This window comes from Nitratireductor soli, assembly GCF_001050155.1.
Taxonomy (GTDB): domain Bacteria; phylum Pseudomonadota; class Alphaproteobacteria; order Rhizobiales; family Rhizobiaceae; genus Nitratireductor; species Nitratireductor soli.
In genome coordinates, this window is sequence record NZ_LFVY01000004.1 from 164,851 (window position 1) to 185,058 (window position 20,208).

At 65.3% G+C, this 20,208-nt stretch carries 18 protein-coding genes; 11 read left to right on the top strand and 7 right to left on the bottom strand.

Features of this window, described 5'->3' with window-relative positions; all coding sequences use genetic code 11:
• Positions 1-13 precede the first annotated feature (13 nt).
• The 7 genes from AB843_RS06400 to AB843_RS06430 all read left to right on the top strand — a co-directional run bounded on the left by AB843_RS06400 (position 14) and on the right by AB843_RS06430 (position 7,311).
• The gene (locus AB843_RS06400) at positions 14-1,534 is read left to right on the top strand and encodes an ABC transporter ATP-binding protein (protein ID WP_048645974.1); all 1,521 of its coding nucleotides are present in this window, start codon (positions 14-16) and stop codon (positions 1,532-1,534) included.
• Positions 1,534-2,586: an ABC transporter permease gene (locus tag AB843_RS06405; protein ID WP_048645975.1), complete on the top strand. Its 1,053-nt coding sequence runs from the start codon at positions 1,534-1,536 to the stop codon at positions 2,584-2,586. The genes AB843_RS06400 and AB843_RS06405 overlap by 1 nt, the downstream gene beginning before the upstream one ends.
• Positions 2,579-3,493 carry an ABC transporter permease gene (locus AB843_RS06410; RefSeq protein WP_048645976.1) on the top strand — a complete coding sequence of 305 codons (915 nt, stop codon included), beginning with the start codon at positions 2,579-2,581 and terminating at the stop codon, positions 3,491-3,493. Before AB843_RS06405 ends, AB843_RS06410 begins: the two co-directional genes overlap by 8 nt.
• On the top strand, positions 3,490-4,809 hold the full coding sequence (locus AB843_RS06415) for an amidohydrolase family protein (protein WP_048645977.1): 1,320 nt from the start codon (positions 3,490-3,492) through the stop codon (positions 4,807-4,809). Before AB843_RS06410 ends, AB843_RS06415 begins: the two co-directional genes overlap by 4 nt.
• A 26-nt stretch (positions 4,810-4,835) precedes the next feature.
• The gene (locus AB843_RS06420; protein WP_048645978.1) at positions 4,836-5,672 is read left to right on the top strand and encodes a purine-nucleoside phosphorylase; all 837 of its coding nucleotides are present in this window, start codon (positions 4,836-4,838) and stop codon (positions 5,670-5,672) included.
• Between the two features lie 3 nt (positions 5,673-5,675).
• Complete coding sequence (locus tag AB843_RS06425) at positions 5,676-6,458, top strand: SDR family NAD(P)-dependent oxidoreductase (protein WP_048645979.1); 783 nt, start codon at positions 5,676-5,678, stop codon at positions 6,456-6,458.
• A gap of 82 nt (positions 6,459-6,540) precedes the next feature.
• Positions 6,541-7,311: an SDR family NAD(P)-dependent oxidoreductase gene (locus AB843_RS06430; RefSeq protein WP_087587048.1), complete on the top strand. Its 771-nt coding sequence runs from the start codon at positions 6,541-6,543 to the stop codon at positions 7,309-7,311.
• Positions 7,312-7,376: 65 nt separating this feature from the next.
• Here AB843_RS06430 and AB843_RS06435 read toward each other — a convergent pair whose 3' ends face one another.
• Positions 7,377-7,757 (bottom strand): winged helix-turn-helix transcriptional regulator, encoded by a 381-nt coding sequence (locus AB843_RS06435; RefSeq protein ID WP_048645981.1) that lies wholly within the window; start codon positions 7,755-7,757, stop codon positions 7,377-7,379.
• 123 nt (positions 7,758-7,880) lie between these two features.
• Here AB843_RS06435 and AB843_RS06440 point away from each other — a divergent pair, with 123 nt between their 5' ends.
• Positions 7,881-8,696, top strand: a complete 816-nt coding sequence (locus AB843_RS06440) for a group II truncated hemoglobin (RefSeq protein ID WP_244467913.1) — start codon at positions 7,881-7,883, stop codon at positions 8,694-8,696.
• A 174-nt stretch (positions 8,697-8,870) separates the two neighbouring features.
• Here the strand turns inward: AB843_RS06440 and mtnA are convergent, their stop codons facing one another.
• Positions 8,871-9,980, bottom strand: a complete 1,110-nt coding sequence (gene mtnA, locus AB843_RS06445) for an S-methyl-5-thioribose-1-phosphate isomerase (RefSeq protein ID WP_048645982.1) — start codon at positions 9,978-9,980, stop codon at positions 8,871-8,873.
• A complete protein-coding gene (gene mtnK, locus AB843_RS06450; protein WP_048645983.1) occupies positions 9,977-11,242 on the bottom strand; it encodes an S-methyl-5-thioribose kinase in 1,266 nt (421 codons plus the stop codon). The genes mtnA and mtnK overlap by 4 nt, the downstream gene beginning before the upstream one ends.
• 249 nt (positions 11,243-11,491) lie before the next feature.
• On the opposite strand from mtnK, the gene AB843_RS06455 reads away from it, so the two are divergent.
• From AB843_RS06455 to AB843_RS06465, 3 genes are read left to right on the top strand one after another with little or no spacing between them, the layout of a single operon-like run.
• A complete protein-coding gene (locus tag AB843_RS06455; protein WP_048645984.1) occupies positions 11,492-13,009 on the top strand; it encodes a sugar ABC transporter ATP-binding protein in 1,518 nt (505 codons plus the stop codon).
• Between the two features lie 3 nt (positions 13,010-13,012).
• The gene (locus tag AB843_RS06460) at positions 13,013-14,068 is read left to right on the top strand and encodes an ABC transporter permease (protein ID WP_048645985.1); all 1,056 of its coding nucleotides are present in this window, start codon (positions 13,013-13,015) and stop codon (positions 14,066-14,068) included.
• A gap of 45 nt (positions 14,069-14,113) precedes the next feature.
• On the top strand, positions 14,114-15,169 hold the full coding sequence (locus AB843_RS06465; protein WP_048646128.1) for a substrate-binding domain-containing protein: 1,056 nt from the start codon (positions 14,114-14,116) through the stop codon (positions 15,167-15,169).
• 82 nt (positions 15,170-15,251) lie between these two features.
• Here the strand turns inward: AB843_RS06465 and AB843_RS06470 are convergent, their stop codons facing one another.
• From AB843_RS06470 to AB843_RS06485, 4 genes are all read right to left on the bottom strand, one after another.
• Entirely contained in the window at positions 15,252-16,289 is a 1,038-nt protein-coding gene (locus AB843_RS06470; RefSeq protein WP_157384443.1) for an LD-carboxypeptidase, read from the bottom strand.
• A gap of 238 nt (positions 16,290-16,527) precedes the next feature.
• Entirely contained in the window at positions 16,528-18,582 is a 2,055-nt protein-coding gene (locus AB843_RS06475; protein ID WP_048645987.1) for a bifunctional aldolase/short-chain dehydrogenase, read from the bottom strand.
• Positions 18,583-18,638: 56 nt separating this feature from the next.
• Positions 18,639-19,598 (bottom strand): sugar-binding transcriptional regulator, encoded by a 960-nt coding sequence (locus AB843_RS06480; protein WP_048646129.1) that lies wholly within the window; start codon positions 19,596-19,598, stop codon positions 18,639-18,641.
• A gap of 171 nt (positions 19,599-19,769) precedes the next feature.
• Positions 19,770-20,039, bottom strand: a complete 270-nt coding sequence (locus tag AB843_RS06485) for a YMGG-like glycine zipper-containing protein (RefSeq protein ID WP_048645988.1) — start codon at positions 20,037-20,039, stop codon at positions 19,770-19,772.
• Positions 20,040-20,208 lie beyond the last annotated feature (169 nt).

The following is a 20,208-nucleotide window of genomic DNA, read 5'->3' on the forward strand; positions in this document are numbered from 1 at the left end:
ACGGGTTCAGGCGATGCGCATTGCTCTCAGCGGGGTAACCGTCCGCTTCGGCCCGGTGACCGCCGTCAACCAGGTTTCGCTCGGCATCGAGCCGGGCGAGATTCATGCCCTGGTCGGCGAGAACGGCGCCGGCAAGTCGACCTTGATGAACATGCTGTTCGGCCTGGTGACGCCTGCCGAAGGGACCATCGCCATCGACGGCGTGGAGCGTCGCTGGGCCTCGCCGCAGGATGCGATCCGCGCCGGGCTGGGCATGGTGCATCAGCATTTCATGCTGCAGGATTCCATGTCGGTGCTGGAAAACATCGTCCTGTGCGCCGAACCGGTCGGCCGCTTCGGCTTCGTTGATTTCGCCGGCGCGCGCGCCAGGCTTGACGCGATCGCCGAAAGCCACGGCGTCTCCATCGATCTCGACCGGCAACTTGGCCGTCTCTCGGTCGGCGAGCGCCAGGCGGTGGAAATTCTCAAGGTTCTTTACCGCGAGGCGGATCTGCTCATCCTCGACGAGCCGACCGCCGTATTGACGCCGCAGGAAAAGGACCGCCTGTTCGACACGCTGCGCAGCTTCCGCGCCGCCGGCAAGGCAATCGTCCTCATCACCCATAAGCTGGACGAGGTGGTGGAGATCGCCGACCGGGTGAGTGTCATGCGCGCCGGCCGCCTTGTGGCGTCCTCGCCGCTTGCCGAGACCTCCAAGGAAGAGATCGCCCGTGGCATCGTCGGCGGTGCATTGCCGGCGCCCCGCATCCGCAAGGCGCAGGAGCCGGGTGACGTGGTGCTGGCGGTCGACGCATTGACCGTGCCCCGGCGCGGTCAGGATGTGGGGCCGATTTCCTTCGATCTGCGCGCCGGCGAGATCGTCGGCATTGCCGGCGTTAGCGGCAACGGCCAGGCCGAGCTGGTCCGTGCGCTGACCGGTCTTGAACGGCTGCGCTCCGGCGCCATCAGCCTGTGCGGCCAGCGCATCGAAAAGCGCGATGTCGGCGCGCGCCGCCGTCTCGGCCTGAGCTATATTCCCGAGGATCGCCAGCGCATGGGATTGGCGCTGGGCGCGTCGGTCACCGAAAACGCCAATGCCGGGCGCGACGACCGCAAATCCTTCACCATCGGACCGTTCCTCAGGCATTCGGCGATGGCGCGGTTCGCCCGGGCGCTGATCGACAATTACCGCATCCGTGTTGCCGGCCCGCGCGCCGCCGCCGCGACCATGTCGGGCGGCAACAAGCAAAAGCTGGTCGTCGGCCGCGAGCTCGGCCGCAGCACGCCGCTGGTGATCGCCGAGAATCCCACCTGGGGGGTCGACATCGGCGCCATCGATTTCATCCACGGCGAGCTGATGCGCATGCGCGATGCGGGCCACGCCATCTTGCTGATCTCCACCGAGCTCGACGAGGTGATCGCGTTGTCCGACCGCATCCTGGTCATGTATGACGGCAGGGTCTCCGGTGAAGTGGCGGGCGGCGAGGCCAGCCGCGAGCGGGTCGGTGCGCTGATGACGTCGCGTGCGGCCGATGCGCTGGGAAAGGTCGCGTGATGAAGTTCGCCAACGGCACAATGCGCGCGGTCTTGCCCTGGGCCTTCACGGTCCTGTGGATCGCCGCCATCATCTTTGCCTTGCTCCTGTTCGTCGGCGCGCCCTTCGGCGAGGCGATCTCGGGTTTCCTGCAAGGCGCCTTTGGCGGCCGCCGCCACGCCTATCTGATGGCGACGCTCAGCCGCACGGCGCTGATCACCGGCATGGCGATTTCGGTGATGCTGAGCTTTCGCGCCGGCCTGTTCAACATCGGCGGCGAGGGGCAGCTCGTCGCCGGCGGGCTGGTCGCCGCGCTGGTGGCCACTCTCCTGCCGGGACCGCCCCTCGTCGTTCTCGTGGTTGCCATTCTGGCGGCGATGCTGGCCGGCGCGCTCTGGGCGCTCATCGCCGGCGTTCTGCAGCTTTATATGGGCGTGCCTCTGCTGGTCGGTTCGCTGCTCCTCAACTATCCGATCCGCTACATCGCTTCCTATGCGGTCGCCCATCCCTTCCGCGACGTGCCGTCCGGCATGGTCCAGTCGCATCTCGTGCCGCAGGAGACCTGGCTCGCCTATTTCCCCGGCACACGGCTCGACATCGGCATTCTGTTCACACTGGCCGCGACTGCTTTCGCGCTCGTCTACAGCTACTGGACGGTACACGGCTACCACACGCGGCTGAATGGCCTTTCAGCCGATTTCGCCCGCACGGTCGGCCTGCCGGTGCGCAAGCTGACGCTGCAGACCCTGGCCATCAGTGGCGCCATCGCCGGTCTTGTCGGGGCGATTGCCGTGTTCGGCATCCATCACCGCTACATCGACGGCATGCTGGTGCAGCCGCTGTATGCCTGGACCGGCATCATCGCCGTGCTTCTGGTCGGCATGGTCCCATGGGCCGTGCCGCTGTCCGGCTTCTTCTTCGCCGCGGTCCAGACCGGGGCCGCCGGCATGGAGCGCGCCGCCGGCGTGCCGAAGGAGATCGCCCTGGTGATCCAGGCGGTGATCATCCTGTTCGTCGCCAGCCGCGTCTCCGGCGCGCTGTCGTCGAAAGAGCGAGGAGGCGGCAATGCTTGAGCTGTTGCTCGATCCCTCCTTTGCCGCCTCGATACCGCGTTTCGTCACGCCGATCCTGCTGGCAGCGCTGGGCGGAGTCCTGTGCGAACGGGCAGGCGTCTTCAACATCGCGCTCGAGGGGTTTCTGCTCACCGGCGCCTTCGCTGCCGTGCTGGGGGCCTACTTTTCCGGCTCACCCTATCTGGGAGCCGGGGTCGCTATGGCGGCCGGCATGACGATGGGGTTGATATTCGCCGAGTTCAACCTCAGGCGCGGCGGCGATGCCATTGTCGTCTCCATCGCCATCAACCTCCTGGCAGCCGGCCTCACCACCTTCCTGCTGCGCGCCGTCTTTAATGTGACCGGCGCTTTCAGCGACCCGGCCATCGCCGGTTTCGGGTCCATCCGGATTCCGCTGATCGAGGATATTCCGGTTCTCGGGCCGGTGCTCAGCGGCCAGTCGATCCTGTTCTACCTGGCGCTTGCCTGCGTGCCGCTGCTGCACGTCTTCTTGGCCCGGCATCGGCTCGGCCTGCGCATTCGCGCTGCCGGCGAGAATGCCGACGCCCTGCGCGCCGGCGGCGTCAGCCCGCGGCGCGTGCAGCTCCTGGCGCTGGTCGCCTGCGGTGCGCTGTGCGGCCTCGGTGGTGCGCAGCTCTCCATCGCCAACGTCAATCTGTTCGTCGAGAACATGAGCGCCGGGCGCGGCTGGATCGCCGTCGTCGCCGTGCTCCTGACGCGCGGCCGGCCCTGGCCGCTGTTCTTCATCGCGCTTCTGTTCGGCGCGGTCGACAGCCTGTCCTTCCGCGTGCAGGGCCTGGGGCTTGCCCAGCAGTTCACCGACATGATGCCGTATCTCGCCACGCTTGTCGTGCTGGTCGTCCTGTCCTGGTGGCGGGCCAGGCGAGCCAGGGGAGGGGCTTCATGAACGTCGACCTCGTCATCCGAAACGCCATCGTCGTTGCCTGCGACGGCAAGAACACCGTTATCAAAGACGGTGGTGTTGCCGTGCAAGGTGGTCGCATCACACAGGTCGCCGCCTCGGCGGATCTGGCGGCCGCCATCCAATCGGCAAAGACGGTCGTCGACGGCGCCGGTCACATCCTGATGCCGGGGCTGGTCAACGCCCATTGCCACGCCGCCGACAGCCTGTTTCGCGGGCTGGTCGAGGATCTGCCGCTGGAACCCTGGCTGCAGAAGGTGTGGACGGCGGAAGGCGCGATTCTCAATCCGCAAACGTCCTATCTGGGCAGCGTTCTCGGCTGCGCCGAACTCCTCCTGTCGGGCGTCACCAGCGTCATGGACATGTTCTGGTATCCGGGCGAGACCGTGCGCGCCGCGCGCAAACTGGGCATGCGGGTCGCCACCGGCGGCATCTTCTTCGACGGTCCGGGCGTCACCGGCGGCGATCTCGACAGCCGCATCAAAGCGGCGGAGGATTTCTTCGCCGCGTTCGGCGGTGCGGACGATGTCTTCGCGGCGACCATGCCGCATGGCGCCTATACGGTCGGGCCGGAGAACCTGAAGGCGGCACGCGCCATCGCCGACCGGCATGGCGGCCTGTTCAGCACCCATGCGGCCGAAACCAAGGCCGAGCAGGATGACATTCAGGGCCGCTATGGCAGATCGGTCATCCGCCACCTTGATCATCTCGACCTGCTCGACGAGCGCGCGACGCTCGCCCATTGCGTCCATCTGGATGACGAGGAAATCGACATCCTGGCGCGCACGGGCGCGACGGTCTCGCACAATCCCATGTCGAACCTGAAGCTTGCCTCCGGCATCGCCCGCATTCCCGACATGCTGTCGGCGGGCGTCAATGTGGCGCTCGGCACGGACGGGGCGATCAGCGGCAACGATCTCGACATGTGGCTGGCCCTGCGCATGGCCGCGACCCTGCACAAGGGCGCCACACAGCGCGCCGATGCGGTTTCCACCATTGAAGCGCTGGCCATGGTCACCACCACCGGTGCGCGGGCGCTCGGCGCGAGCGACCGCCTGGGAAGCCTGGAGACGGGCAAGCTCGCCGACATGATTCTCGTCGATGTGAGGCGCCCGCATGCGGTGCCGCTGTTCGATCCGGTCACGCATCTGGTCTATTCGACGGCCAAATCCGATGTACGCCATGTGTTCGTTGGCGGCGAACACGTGGTGCGTGATGGTCAACTCACGCGTCATTCCATCGACGAAACGCTTGACGAGGTGGCGCGTCTTGCGCCGCGCATCGCCGCCACCATTGCCTGAACCAGAATGCCGAAGGAGATCCGGTCATGACCGAAAGCCAACTCGCGCGCCTTGAGCGCGCCCACGCCTCCATCAGGGAGCGCGCCGGCGCGCCGGCCGCCGTCGCCATCATGCTGGGGTCGGGCCTGGGCCAGCTCGCCGACAAGGTCGAGGACGCCGTGACGATCCCCTATGGCGAGGTCGAGGGTTTTCCGGTCTCCACCGCGCCCGGCCACAAGGGCGCCTTCGTCATCGGCACGCTGCATGGCCGCCGCGTCGTGATGATGCAGGGGCGCTTGCATCTCTACGAGGGCTGGGCGCCGCGCGACATCGCGCTCGCCGTCTACCTGTTGCAGCGCCTCGGCGCCGAGACCCTCGTCGTCACCAATGCGGCAGGGTCGCTCAATCCGGACTACGCGCCGGGCGATGTGATGCTGATCGAGGATCACATGAACTTCACCGGTGTGAACCCGCTGGTCGGGCCGAATGACGATGCCATCGGCATCCGCTTTCCCGACATGTCGCGCGCCTATGATCCTGAGTTATTGGTCGCCGCGAAAGATGCCGCGAAGGCGGCAGGCATTGCCGTCCGCCAGGGCATCTATGCCGGCGTGCTCGGTCCCTCGCTCGAGACGTCCGCGGAACGCCGCTACTACCGCGCCTCGGGTTCGGATGCGGTCGGCATGTCGACGGTGACCGAGGTGATCGCCGCCGGTCATTGCGAACTGCCGGTCATCGGCCTGTCGGCCATCACCAACGAGGCGACCGGCGGCCCCGACCAGCAGGTCGACACGATCGACTATGTTTTCGCCAATGCCGAGATCGCCGGCCGCAAGATCGAAGCGATCCTCGCCCATTTATTGCCTGCCCTGAAGGGAGCCTGATCCATGCAGAACGCCATTCCACCCGTTTCCAGCCTTCTTGACCTCACCGGGCGGACGGTCATCGTCACCGGCGCCAGCGGCGGCATCGGCAGCGGCATTGCCGGACGGCTGGCCGAGGCCGGCGCCAATGTGGTCTGCCATTATCTTGGCAACCGGGCGGCCGCCGAGGCGCTTGCCGCAGGCATTGGCGAGAAGGCGATTGCGGTTCGCGCCGATCTGTCGGACGATGCCGACGTCGCGGCGCTGATGAATGCGGCGCTCGAAAGATTCGCTGCCGTCCATGCGCTGGTCAACAATGCGGGCTTCCAGCCGGTCGCGCCCCTGATGCAGATTTCACAGGAGGACTGGGCGCGGATGATGGCGGTCAACACCGCCGCCCCCTTCCTGCTGACGCGCGCCTTCGCCGCCCATGTGGAGCAGCGGGGTGGTGGTGGCGCGGTGGTCAACATCGCCTCCATCGAGGGGCATCAGCCGGCGCCCGGCCATGCGCATTACGCGGCCTCCAAGGCGGCGCTCTTGATGTTCACCAAGGCGGCGGGCCTCGAGCTTGGCGCGCGCGGCATTCGCGTCAACGCCATCTCGCCCGGTCTCATCCATCGCGACGGCATCGAGGAAGGCTGGCCCGAGGGCGTTGCCCGCTGGAAGGAGGCGGCACCCCTTGGCCGTCTCGGCCAGCCGCAGGACATCGGCGACGCCGCGCTGTTCCTCCTCTCCGATGCGGCGCGCTGGGTGAGCGGCGCCGACCTGATCGTCGACGGCGGCGTCAGCACCCGCTCGACCTGGTGAGGTTCGGTTCTGAAAACAAGCAGTTATGACGAACAACGGAATCAGTTTGCGAGGCAGTTGAATCATTATGGGAACGACAGACATGCAGCCGCTTGAAGGCAGGGTCATTGCGGTCACAGGCGCGGCTGGCGGCATTGGCCGCGGCATCGCGCAGGCCATACTGGAAGCGGGCGGGCGGGTGGCCCTCCTCGATCTGCCGGGCGCCAAGCTGGATGAGGCGGCGGCAGCGCTGGGCGCTGGTGAGCGCGTTGCGACGGCCACCGCCGACGTCACCGATGCGGCGAGCCTCGAGGCGGCTTTCGCGGAGATCGTCGCGAAGACAGGCCGGCTCGATGGCCTGGTCAACAATGCCGGCGTGGTGCGTCTCGGCCCGGCGGATGCGATGAAGGCCTCCGACATCGACCTGGAAATGGCGGTCAATGTGAAGGGCGTTCTGCTCGCCGCCCAGGCGGCCGCGCGCCGTTTCGGCGCCGAGGGCGGGGCGATCGTCAACATCGCCTCCAACGCCGGCAAGGTCGGCTATCCCAACATGGCCGGCTACAACGCCTCGAAGGCGGCCGTCATCAACCTGACGCGCTCGCTGTCGCTCGAATGGGCGGCGCGCAACATCAACGTCAACGCCGTCTGCCCCGGCGGCGTGGCGACGGACATGCTGAAGAGCGTCGCCGATTTCATCGTCGGCGGCGACAAGGAGAAATCGGATGAAATGATGAAGGCGATGGTGCCGCATCAGCTCGGCCGCCACATCCAGCCGATCGAGGTCGGCCGTGTGGTGGTGTTCCTGCTGTCCGATACGGCGAAGATCATCCGTGGCCAGTCGATCACCATCGACGGCGGCGACACGCCTTACTGACGGGTTGGAAACACTGTGAAGTCAATGCCTTGCCTTGCAAAGCGGATTCAGTTCCGCAAGGCGGCTCAGTCGTCGGGCTCTTTGCCCGGCGGCATGGATCTGACCCGCACATCCATCTGCAGCGCCTGGTCGGCGCCCCAATCGTAGAGCGCCTGGAGGACTGCGCGCAGCGATTCGCCGCGCTGCGTCAGCCGGTAGAACCGCACGGTTCCGCCCTCGCTCGGCTCGACGGTGACCAGCCCATCGGTCTCCAGATCCTGCAGGCGCTGCGTCAGCATCTTGTCGCTGAGGCGCGGCAGGGCGCGCCTCAGATCGCTGTAGCGCATCGGCTGCTGCTTGAGGCGGGCGAGGATGACGGGCTTCCATTTGCCGCCGAGGATGCTCAGCGAGAACTCCACCGGGCAGCCGAAGACGGGGTAGCGCTTTCCGGGGCTGGCTCTGTCCATCTGCTTACCATCTGGTTCGTTGAACTGTTTCGTCCGCCGCGCTTATCTGCGTGGCGAGGCCGGGCGCTACCTTAGCGCGTGGATCGAAGACTTCCACCTCTTCAGCATGCATGGATGGCGACTATGAACGACCCGACGGACCCCGCATCTGACGACACCGCCCGCACCGCCGCGCGCGAACCGCTTGACCGGGAGCGCGAGCCGACCTTGTACGAATGGGCTGGCGGCTATCCGGCCCTGCTTGCCATGACGACCATCTTCTACACGCGCCACGTGCCGGATGACCCGCTGATCGGCCCGCTCTTCGCCGATATGCTGCCCGACCATCCCGAGCGCGTCGCCGCCTGGCTCTCTGAGGTGTTCGGCGGGCCGAAGCTCTATTCGGAGCGCTATGGCGGGTATCGGCGTATGGTCTCCCAGCATGTAGGCAAGAAGATCACGCCCGAGCAGCGCGCCCGCTGGGCGAGCCTGATGGCCGCGAGCGCCGACGAGGCGGGTCTGCCGACCGACCCGGAATTCCGCGCCGCCTTCGTCGCCTATATCGAATGGGGTTCGCGCATCGCCGTCGAGAACTCCCAGGTCGATGCCGTGCCGCCGCCGCACATGCCCGTGCCGCGCTGGTGGTGGGTGTGCGATGCGACGCCCGGCGCGCGCATCTCGGCGCTGCAGCAGGAGGAGGAGCGTTCGGTGCCGGCGCCCCCGCTGCCGGGCGAGGGGGAGGCCGTCGGCTTTGCCGAGCATATCCGGCCGCTGTTCCGTCAGGTCGACCGCAATTCGATGCGTTTCGCCTTCGATCTCTGGTCGCGCGACGATGTCGAGAAGCACGGCACGGCGATCCTGCACAGGCTGCGCGCCGGCACTATGCCCTGCGACGGCGCCTGGCCGGCGGAACGGGTTGCGCTCTTTGCCCGCTGGCTGGAGGCGGGCGCGCCGGAATAGAGAACAGACGTGACGAATTGCGGAGCCCTGATGCGGGCCTTGCCCAACCACGAGAGCCGGATGCCGGGCGAGAGGGTTTGGATGAAGCGCCCGGAAACCGTTTCTGCAGATACGGCGAAAAGTCTGTGAAATCAGCGCCTTGAGCGCATCTTCGGAATCGCTTTTCGAGGCCTGTCAGGCGGCATCGGCGTCGGCGCGATCGGGGAACAGGTTCCTCAATCCCTTGGCGGAAGCCTCGGCGATGCCGCGCTCGGTGATGAGACCGGTCACCAGCCGCGCCGGGGTCACGTCGAAGGCGGGATTGCCGGCGGGCGTCGCTTCGGGCGAGATGCGCACCTGGCGCACCTGGCCAGCCTCGTCCTTGCCCCACACCAGCGACACCTCGTCGCCCGAACGTTCCTCGATCGGAATTTCCTTCACCCCGTCGCGCACCGTCCAGTCGATGGTCGGCGAGGGGAGCGCGACGTAGAAGGGCACGCCATTGTCCTTCGCCGCCAGCGCCTTGAGATAGGTGCCGATCTTGTTGCACACGTCGCCATCGGCCGTCGTGCGGTCGGTGCCGACGATGACCATGTCGACCATGCCGTGCTGCATCAGGTGGCCGCCGGCATTGTCGACCACCAGCGTGTGCGGCACGCCATGGCCGGCCATCTCCCAGGAGGTCAGGTGGGCGCCCTGGTTGCGCGGCCGCGTTTCGTCCACATAGACGTGGACCGGGATGCCTGCCTCGACAGCCAGATAGATCGGCGAGGTGGCCGTGCCGTAGTCGACGGTGGCAAGCCACCCGGCATTGCAATGGGTGAGGATGCTGACCGGCTCGCCGGGCTTTTTCCGCGCGGCGATTTCGCGAATGATTTCGAGCCCATGCCGGCCGATGTTGCGGTTGAGCTCGACATCCTCGTCGGCGATCTCGGCGGCGCGCGCATAGGCGGCCGCGGCGCGCTCCGCCTCCGGCAGCTTGCGCAGCATGGTGCGCATCGCGTCGAGCGCCCAGCGCAGGTTGATCGCCGTCGGGCGCGTCTCGTGCAGCGTCTCCCAGACATCGTCGAGCGCTGCATCGGAGGGGGCCTCGCCCATGCGGATCGCCACGCCATAGGCGGCGGTGACGCCGATCAGCGGCGCGCCGCGCACCCACATGTCGCGGATGGCGGTGGCGATGCCGTCGACCGTGCCAACGGTCTCGATGCGCAGTTCATGCGGCAGCCAGCGTTGGTCGATCAGGTCGACGGACCGTCCATCCTCGTTCAGCCAGATGGTGCGATAGTGCTTGTCGGCGACCTTCATTTCAGTTTCCCCTGGTCCAGTGCTTCAGCCAGCGCGTCCAGTTCGGCCAGCGATTGTATGGTGTTGCGGTTGACGGTGACGTGGCGGCCGAACTTCAGCGCCGCCGCCTCGCAGGAGGCGCGCAGCGCCTCGTCCTCGATCTCCTCGAAATCCGCATTGTGCGCGAGGCCGAGGATGCGCCGGTGCATCTCGATGCCGGCAAAGCCCAGCATGTCCGTCCACAGATCGTGGATCACATGGTTGAGCGCCTGTTCGGCAGCCAATCCGTCACCCTGGTCTTCATATAGGGCGGCTTGATGGAGAATCCCGCTGCGTTCGGTGCGCCAGAGACGGGCGAATTCCTCCCGGAAGACAGTCCAGGTCTCGTCGACGACGCCGAGCAGATAGACCCGCATCGGGTCGCGGCTGCCGCCGCCCTCGTGACCACGCTGCGAAAAGTAGGCCATCCAGTAATTGGCGAGCAGCATGCCGACATCGAAGGCCATCGGGCCATAGAAGGCGAATTCCGGGTCGATCACCCTGGTTTCGTCGTCCGTCACCATGACGGAACCCGAATGCAGATCGCCATGCACCATGGTCTCGGCCCTGGTGGCGAAGATGTGCTTCATGCGCTGGGCGGCGACCTTGAGGTCGCGGTCGGCACGCAACTCCTTCACCAATGCATCCAGGCCCGGCGTGTGCCGGTTCATCGGCGCTTCGAAATAGGGATCGGAAAAGACGAGGTTTTCCGTGATGTCGCACAGTTCCACATTGTCGGCGAACAGCGCCAGGTCCGCCTTGCGCTCGGACGCCTTCATCGAGAGGTCGGAGCCGCGGAACAGCGTGTGCGCCATGAACAGGCCGAGGTCCCGGCCGATCTTCGGCAACTGCCGGCCCTCGATCAGCGCGCGCCTGAGGATGACGTGCAGCGATAGATACTCCATCACGATCAGCGCCTGCGCCTCGTCGAAATAATGGAGCGCGGGGACCGTGCCCGGTGCGCGGTGCTGTTGCCGGGTCAGCGCGTGATATTCGAAGAAGGAGCGTTTCAGGGGCAGGGGCCAGCTGTCGCCGACGAGGCGCACATAGGGCAGCGCCTGCTTGACGATGACGGTTTCCGTCGCGCCCTCGACGATGAAGACGAGGTTGAGGTTGCCGTCGCCGACTTCCCGGACTTTCCAGCCGTCCGGCGCACCGCCGACGCGCGCGGCGATTTCGTCGATCGCACCGAGCCTGGCCGGCAGCGTCTCCACCGTCAATGCCTCGAAGGCGTTGTCTTTCATGCTTCCTGTCTCCTCCATGCGCGCCGGACGCGTGACGCTCGCCTCTCACCCGCCTGCCGGCACCTTCTCCCCGCGCGCGGGGAGAAGGAGGATAATCGCAACGTGGGCACCTCCCTCTCCCCGCGAGCGGGGAGAGGGTAAGGGTGAGGGGCGGGCGCCGCCATAGTCACCACGCTATCAATGCTCTGTCATTTGTCAATCATGTTGACAATTGCTTGTTTGCTGGTAGCGTCGGAATGGGAGGAGAGCATGGGCGAAGACGCCATTTTTCGCATTGCCGGGTTGACCAAGGCATTCGGCCCCAACGCCGTGTTGCGCGGGGTGGGGCTCGACCTGCACGCCGGTGAGGTCACCGTTTTGATGGGCGCCAATGGCGCCGGCAAGTCGACGCTCGTCAAGATCATGAGCGGCGTTCATCGCGCCGACCGTGGCGTGATGATGATGGGCGACAAGCCGTTCTCTCCCATTTCTCCCGCCGAGGCGATGCGCGCCGGCGTGGTGACGGTGCACCAGAACATCAATGACGGCGTGGTCGGCGCGCTCGACGTCGCCACCAACCTCGTGCTCGACCGGCTGAACGGCGCTGGTCGCGGACTGTTCTTCAACCCGCGCCGCATCAGGCGTGAAGCGCGCGACGTCGCCGACCGGATGGGGCTCGGCATCGATCTCGCCGCAGAGGTGACGGATCTCTCGCTGGCCGACCGGCAGATGGTCGCCATCGCCCGCGCCATGGCGCATGAGCCGCAGGTGATGATTCTCGACGAACCGACCTCGTCGCTGTCGAGCAACGAGGCGGAACGGCTGTTCGCCCTGATCGACCGGTTGCGCGCGCGCGGCGTCGCGATCCTCTACATCTCGCACCGCATGTCGGACATTCGCCGCCTGGCCGACCGCATCGTCAGCCTGCGCGACGGGGCGATTGCCGGCCGGTTCGAGGACAAGCCGCTCGACTATGAGGGCGCGGTGAACGCCATGCTCGGCCAGAATCTCGGCCTGCACGGCATCGACGCCCGCGATGCCGCCGAGCCGGTCTTCTCGGCCAGCCGATTGACCATCGCGCCCGGCGCCAAACCACTGTCCATGGCATTGGGCGCCGGCGAGGTGGTGGCGATCACGGGTCTGGTCGGCGTCGGCAAGACCCGGCTTGCCGAAATCTTGTTCGGCATCCATCGGCCGTTTTCGGGGACCATGCGGCTGGATGGCCGGCCCCATGCGCCGCGCAATGCGGCGGACGCCATTCGCAACGGGGTCTTCCTGGTCGCCAAGGATCGCGCCTCGACCGGCATCGTGCCGGATTTCAACATCTACGAGAACATGAGCCTGCCGTTCCTGCCACGCTTCTCGCGCCTGAGCGTTGCGCGCCGCCGCGCCGAGCGGCAGACGGCCCGCACGCAGATCGCCGACCTGAAAATCGTCTGCCGCACCGAGCGCGACGATCTGGCGACCCTGTCGGGCGGCAACCAGCAGAAGGTGACGGTGGCGCGCTGGCTGACCCAGCCTTCGCGGCTGCTCATCCTCGACGAGCCTTTCCAGGGCGTCGATATCGCCGCCCGCCACGACATCGCCGCCAAGCTGCGCGAGAGTGCCGGCAGGCGGGCGACCCTTCTTTTCCTGACCGAACTGGATGAGGCGCTGGAAACGGCGGACCGCATTCTGGTCATGTCGGAGAACACCATCGTCGGCGAGCATCGCAACGCCGATGTGGATATGGACAAGCTGCTGGCCGAGGTCGCCGGAAAGCAACACGAAACCGCAGGGAGCGTTTAGAGAATGGACAGCCGGACGGCGGAGAAAACACCGGTCGAAACGCCTCAGCCGCCGGCAGCGCGCCTTTCGGCGCGCGAACTGGCGATCCGCTACGGCTTCCTGGCGCTGCTCGTCGGCCTGATCGTCTTTTTCTCGCTCGCCACGCGCGGCTTCACCTCGCCGCAAGCCGCTGTCTTCATCCTCCAGTCCGTGTCCATCACCGGCATCCTGGCGCTGGGCGTCACCGCCACGCTGGTGGTCGGCGGCTTCGACCTCTCCATCGGCTCGATCGCCACCAGTTCGATGATGGCGGCGGCCTATGTGATGGTGGTGCTGGAGCAGAACGCGCTGGTCGCCGTGATCGCCTGCCTGGCCATCGGCGCGCTGGTCGGCCTGATCAACGGGCTGATCATCTGCTATATGCGGGTGCCTGACCTGCTGGCCACGCTCGGCATGATGTTCCTTCTGATCGGCCTGCAGCGCATCCCGACCGAAGGACGCTCCATCGCCACCGGCATGACCCTGCCGGACGGCTCGACAGCCGAAGGCACGTTCAGCCCGGCCTTCCTGGCGCTCGGGCGGCACCGGTTCGACCTGTTCATAGACAATCTGGTGCCGGCCTCCGTGGTGGTGCTGATCGTGCTGGCCATCGTCATCTGGTTCTTCCTCGAATACACGCGCTTCGGCCGCATGATGTATGCGGTCGGCTCCAATGAGCGGGCGGCCGAGTTCGCCGGCGCGCCGGTCAAGGCCTACCGCATCTGGGCCTATGTGATCTCGGGTGTCTTCGCCTCCATCGGCGGCATTCTGTTGGCCGCGCGGCTCGGCCGTGGCGACATCGCCTCCGGCAACAATCTGCTGCTCGATGCGGTCGCCGCCGCGCTGATCGGCTTCGCGGTTCTGGGCGCGGCCAAGCCGAACGCTTTCGGCACGGCGATCGGCGCGCTGTTCGTCGGCGTGCTGCTGCAGGGGCTGACCATGATGAACGTGCCTTATTACACGCAGGATTTCGTCAAGGGCGCGGTGCTCGTCATCGCCTTGATCTTCACCTTTGCGCTTCTGGGGAGGAAAGCCCGCTAGCGCCCGCATCGATTGAAAACGAGTAGAAACAGTATGGAGGAAAGCATGCAAATTTCACGCAGACTGTTGGGCAAGATGGCGGCGGCACTGGCCGGAGCCACGATGTTGCTACCCGCGGCCGCGGTGGCGCAGGACAAGCCGGCCCCGTTCGACAATCCGGGCGACGTCGAGATCGCGCTGGTGCGCTATCTCTCGACGGGCGATTTCTTCCAGGCTTATCTGTCGGGCGTCGAGGCGCAGGCCAAGGCTCTGGGCGTCAATCTGCGCGTGCTCGACAGCCGCCAGGACGCTGCCCTTCAGGCCGACATGGTCGACCAGGCGATCGCGCTCGGCGTCGATGGCATCATCATCCAGCATGGCCTGACCGAATCGATGAAGGAAGCAGCCCAGCGGGCCGTCGACGCCGGTATCAAGGTCGTCGCCTTCGACGTGAATGTGGAAAACGACGCCATCCCGCAGGTCGAGCAGTCCGACCGCGATCTGGCGCGCCTGGCGCTGGAGCAGGCCATTGCCGACAATGGCGAGAGCTGGAAGGCCGGCTATGTCTATGTGGCCGGCATCGCCCCGCTCGACCGCCGCGACGAGACCTGGCGCGAATTCAAGGAAAAGTATTCGGGCATCGAGGAAGTGGCGATGTTCGGCACGCTCGACAACCCGATCGCCAATTCCGTCGCCAACCAGGCACGTTCGGTGGTCACCGCGAATCCGGACATCCAGGTCATGTTCGCGCCCTATGACGAGTTCGCCAAGGGTGTGAAGATCGCCGTCGACGAGGCCGGCATGTCCGACAGCATCAAGATCTACTCGGCCGACGTCTCGACCGCCGACATTTCGGCCATGCGCGAGCCGGGCAGCGCCTGGGCGGCGACCGCCGCGACCAATCCCGCCGTTGTCGGCGAGGTTTCCGTGCGCGCGCTCGCCATGCTTTTGGCCGGCGAGGAGCCGGGCAAGAGCGTCATCGTTCCGCCGACGCTGATCACCCAGAAGGCGCTCAACGACGGCGACATCAAGAACATGGATGAACTGGCGCAGAAATTGCCGCAGTTCGCCCACGCCGATGTGGCGGTGCCGGCATGGATGCCCCTGCCGCCGCGCGACTGAGGCGCGAGCGGTAAACCAGATAAGGTAGAGGGCGGCTCCCGGGCCGCCCTTTGGCATTACGGGTCTGTTTTCTTCCTTGGTGTTACTTCTGAAACGCTGTCCACTCGACGACCGGTGGCTGCGTCATCGTGCAGTAATCACTTTCGGCGGTGCAACCAACCGCGGCCGTCTGGCCAAGCAGAAGCGGCCGATTGTGACGCCCATGGCCAACGCTTGGGAAGTAAAAGACCGGGCGGCCGAACCGTTCGGCAAAGCGGCGTATGACGCTCTTGTAGAGGAGCCGCTCGGCATCTGACGCGTCAAGCGGGAAAAACTGCCCGAAGATGATGCCGTTGACCTGCAAGTCCTTTTTGAACAGGAGCTGCTGCAAGGCGCGGTCGAGCTGGCGTGGACTGACATTGACGTCTTCGAGAAAGAGAAGTTTCTCGGCATAGTCAGGCTCCCAGGGCGTTGAGATGGCGGCCATCAAGAGTGTCATGTTGCCGCCACGCAACTCACCGGTGACACCATCGCGAGCGGCCTGGTTCAGCGGCTGGAAGCTGGTGTACGCGAGGCCCTGCTTGGCGATATCCGGGATCCATGGAAGCGGCTCCAGGTCGTTGATGGTGCTCGAGCTTATGCCAAGCGCTGCCATCTGCTGATTTAGCGCGGCAAGGACGCCGTGGATGGAAGGCCATCCGAGTTGCTCGTTCAGCCATGAGTGGATCGCTGTGACGTCGCTGTATCCGATGATGTACTTGTGCCGCGCATTGGCCAGATCGGGCTTCCGCTGATCGAGATATGGCATCAGGTTCATCGCGCCGCCACCGCCGCGCATGAACCAGATGATGTCGACTGAGTCGTCCAGCAAGGCATCAAGCAGCTGACGCGCCCGCTCGCGGTCCGTATTGACATAGCCGAAATCAGATATGATCTGCTGGAAATACCGATCGATAACTTCGTATCCGGCGTCTTCCAGCATCGACTTCATCGGCGCGATCATGGTCTCGTCGATGGCACTGGACGAGGACATCAGCGCGACCGTGGGGCGCGATTTCTCGGTGTCCGCCTCGGCTGGTGAAGACCACAGTGGCGTGCAGCTTAGGAAAAATAGAAAAAGTATAAAACGGTAAAAACCCAAGTTACTCGACTCCTGAAAAAGTACTAATATATGTAAAGATAATATTTATATAAGGAAATATAATATTAATATTGGTATTATTATAATATATAATGCTTCTGGAAATTCCAGTCTCTTTCAAAAGATTCGTTGTTTGGAGCGGAGCAGACAAAAATGGCGGCATTGAGCCGCCAGATTTTCTGGTTGTGAGCATCCGCCCTCTCGCTCGCATGGAACGGAAGCCGGAGGGCGGACTTGGCTATCGCAACGCCGCGGCGATGTTGCCACCGTCGACGGTGGTGACATCGGCGGTCGTGCGTTCGGCGAGTGCCTGGTGCAGGAAGGCTTGCGCAACGTCTTCGGCGCGCACCTCCAGGCCGAGCAGATTGCCGCCCATATAATCCTTCTCCGACAGGCCACGCGACGTCGAGCGGCTGGCGATCATTTCGTCGGTCAGGAGACCGGAGCGGATGCGGTCGGCGTTGACGGCGTTCGAGCGCACGCCGATCGAACCGTAGTCGAGCGCATATTGCCGCGACAGGAACAGGGTTGCCGCCTTCGGCAGGCCATAGGCGCCGAAATTCGCACCGGGATTGACCGCCTGCTTCGAGGCGTTGAACAGCAGCACGCCGCCCGTGCCCTGCTGCTTGAATAGCCTGACGGCATTCTGCGCGACGCTCTGATGGGCAAAGAAGTTGAGTTCGAAGCTCTTGCGCAGTGTGGCGTCGTCCAGTTCGCCGATCTTGCCTTCCCAGGCGGCCCCGGCATTGGAGACCACGATGTCGACGCCGCCGAACACGGCGCGCGCCCTGTCGAAGGCGGCGCGCACGGCAGCCGGGTCTGTGACGTCCGCGCCGACGCCGATCGAGGCGTTGCCGGCCTGCTTGGCGGCGGCCTGCGCCTTGGCTTCATCGAGGTCGACCACGACCACATGCGCGCCCTGTGCGGCGAACAGCTTTGCGGTGGCGGCGCCGATGGCGCCAGCGCCGCCTGTCACCAACGCCACCTGGCCAGACAAGGGCTTCGGCTTGTTGGAGGCAAGCTTTGCCTGCTCCAGAGACCAGTATTCGAGCTCGAACAGGTCGGACAGCGCCAGTGGATGGAACGAACCGATGGCCTCGGCTCCCGTCACCGCCTCGACCAGCATTTCGCCGACATCGGCGGCGATCTTCGCCTCCTTCATGCTGCGGCCATGGCCGAACAAGCCGAGCCCGCGCACCAGCGTCAGGCGCGGCATGGTGTCGAGCATGGTGCGCTCCACATCGTCGGCCGCGTTGTTGGTCTCGAAGTAGTTCTTGTAGCGGGCGGCGTATTCGGCGACCTTCTCGCGGATCACCTTGCCATACTGGTCGAGCTTGCCCGCCTCGGGCGCCGGCAGCACCATCGGGCCGGTCTTGATGCGGATCGACAGATCCGGCGTGGACACGCCGCGCGTCGCCAACTCTTCCGCCGTGTCGGCGTTCACGTAGTCGAGGATCTTCGGCGAGGTGCGGAAATCGCAGACCATGCGGCCGAACTTGCCGTCGCCCTCGGGAATGGCGATCGCGCCGCGCAGATAGGGCTCGATCTCGGCCGGCGCGGCGGGCTGCGCGGGCAGGGCGACGGGCTTGAACGGCGCCTTGCCGTTCCTGGCGACGTAATCCTCGGCCATGGTCACGTATTGGATCATCAGATCGTAGGCGTCCTTCGCCGTCTCGGCGAAGGTGAAGATGCCGTGCTTGTCGAGGATCAGGCCGTCGACTTGAGGGTTGGCGTCGTAGATGTCGGCGGCCGCCTTGGCCAGATCGAAGCCCGGTTTGATGTAGGGCACGAAGCCCATCTTGGCGCCGAACACCTTCTTGCACAGCGCTTCGCTGTCCTGCTGATCGACCAGTGCCAGGATCGCCGTCGAATGGGTGTGGTCAACGAACTTTTGCGGCAGGAAGGCGTGCAGCAGCGTTTCGATCGACGGGTTCGGGGAACCGGGGTCGATCAGGCTGGCGCGCTGCATCGCCACCATGTCCTCGTCGCCGAGCGTGCCAAGGCTGCGGGCGGCCAGCAGCGTGTCCATCTTCACCGCCGGCAGGCCGGCCGGCTCGATGACGCCCATGTCCCAGCCGCTGCCCTTGACGCACAGCACCTCCCATTCCCGGCCCAGTATGTCGGTCGTCGTGGTCTTCAGCGAGGTGTTGCCGCCGCCATGCAGCACCAGCCGCGGCTCGCCGCCCAGCAGCCGCGTCGTATAGACCCGCAACGCCAGATCGCGGGCGACGCCCTTCTTCGCGTAATCCTCGACCAGCTTTTCGGCGTGGCTGTCATTCCAAAGGTTCTGCATCGTCTTCCTGTTTATTGACTTGGGTTTTGGCTTGCCGGCCGTGATCTGGACGATGATCAGGCCGGCACTGGTTTCGCATGATGCTCGACCAGCCGTTCGGCCATCGAGGACGTGGTCACCAGGTGGGTGAAGAACCGGCCGGCGATGGCAGCCAGAAGCGGCTCGAGTTTCTCGTCTTCCTGCACGACCATCAGGCGCCTGGGAATGGCCCGGATCGCGTCGAAATCGGCCGAGATCATGCGCCGGTTGTAGTCGCAGTCGAGCAATTTTCCGTCGGCGCCGATCATCTGTCCGGCGATGACGCCGGCGGCGCCCAGCGCCTTCAGCTTCGCCAGCTCATCGAGGCTGAGCGCCCCACATTTGATGACATGGCTGTCCGTGTCCAGCGCGCCGACCGTGAACAGTGCCAGATCGCAATCGCCGATGCCGTCGAGCTGTTCGCGGATCACCGGTTCCTCGCGCAGTTCGCGCGCCAGTTTCTCCGTGCTGAGCACGAGCGGCGCATAGAAGTTCAGCCCCCTTGCATTCAGCCGGCGGGCGATCTCCATCGTGCATTGGTCGGGGCGATAGGAGTAGGGCGAGCCGAGATTGCCGCACATCTCCACCACGGTCACGCCCTCGCGGTCGGCGTAGTTCATCGCGTCGGCGATGGCGTAGACGGTGCGCCCCCAGGCGACGCAGACGCGGCCGCCATTCTCCACCATCTCGACGAAGACATTGGCGGCAAGCGTTGGAATTTCGGCGGCCGGCGTGGCGGCAAGTCCCTCCTCGCCGGTAAGCCAGACCGTATCGAGACCGAACGCGTCTTCGACGCGGCGCGCCAGGCGATCGTCGCGGAACAGGTGGGTCGATGTCGAGATGTTGACGATGCCGGCTTCCCGCGCCTTGCGCAGGTAGAGTGCCACGGAGGCGCGCGAGATGTTCAGCCGCTGCGCAACCTCATCCTGGCGCAGGCCGTGCGTATAATAAAGCCAGGCGGCTTTATGAATGATCTGATCCGTGGGACGATAAGCCATGCCGCTCCTCCGCTCGACATTATTCATGTCGATTGACAAAAGTCAATTCGAGCTCGTGAGAAGGGGGATGGAAAGGGTCAATACGAAAACGTGGCCGATACGAAAGGCCGGGATGCGAACACCCCGGCCTGATCGGTTCAAGCGGTCGGCTGACGTCTATATGCCTTGCGGTCAGTAGCCGCGTGGGCAGCGCGCTTCGTAGCGGCGGCCATATTCATCGCGGTAGACGCAGCGGTTGCTGTTTTCCGATGCACGTCCGACGAGAGCGCCGGCCACCGTGCCGATGGCGCCGCCGATAATGGCGCCTTCAACCTTGTTGCCGGAAGCGAGCGCACCGATGGCCGCGCCGCTGGCGCCGCCGAACGCCGCGCCCTGTTCCGTGGGCGTGCAGGCAGCGATGCCGAGAAGCAGTGCCGGTATAAGAAGAATGCTCTTTTTCATGGGTCCTCTCCAGGTGTCCTTCGATCATAAAGTCGCAGGCGGCGATTTGGTTCCGCAAGCGGCAGTTCAAACACATGTCCCTATGGCGACATAATCTAGGAATTAAATCAGGCCAAATTCCGGCCTACAAGTGCAGTTTGCTTCGACTTGTACGCTTTGCCGGGCTTGC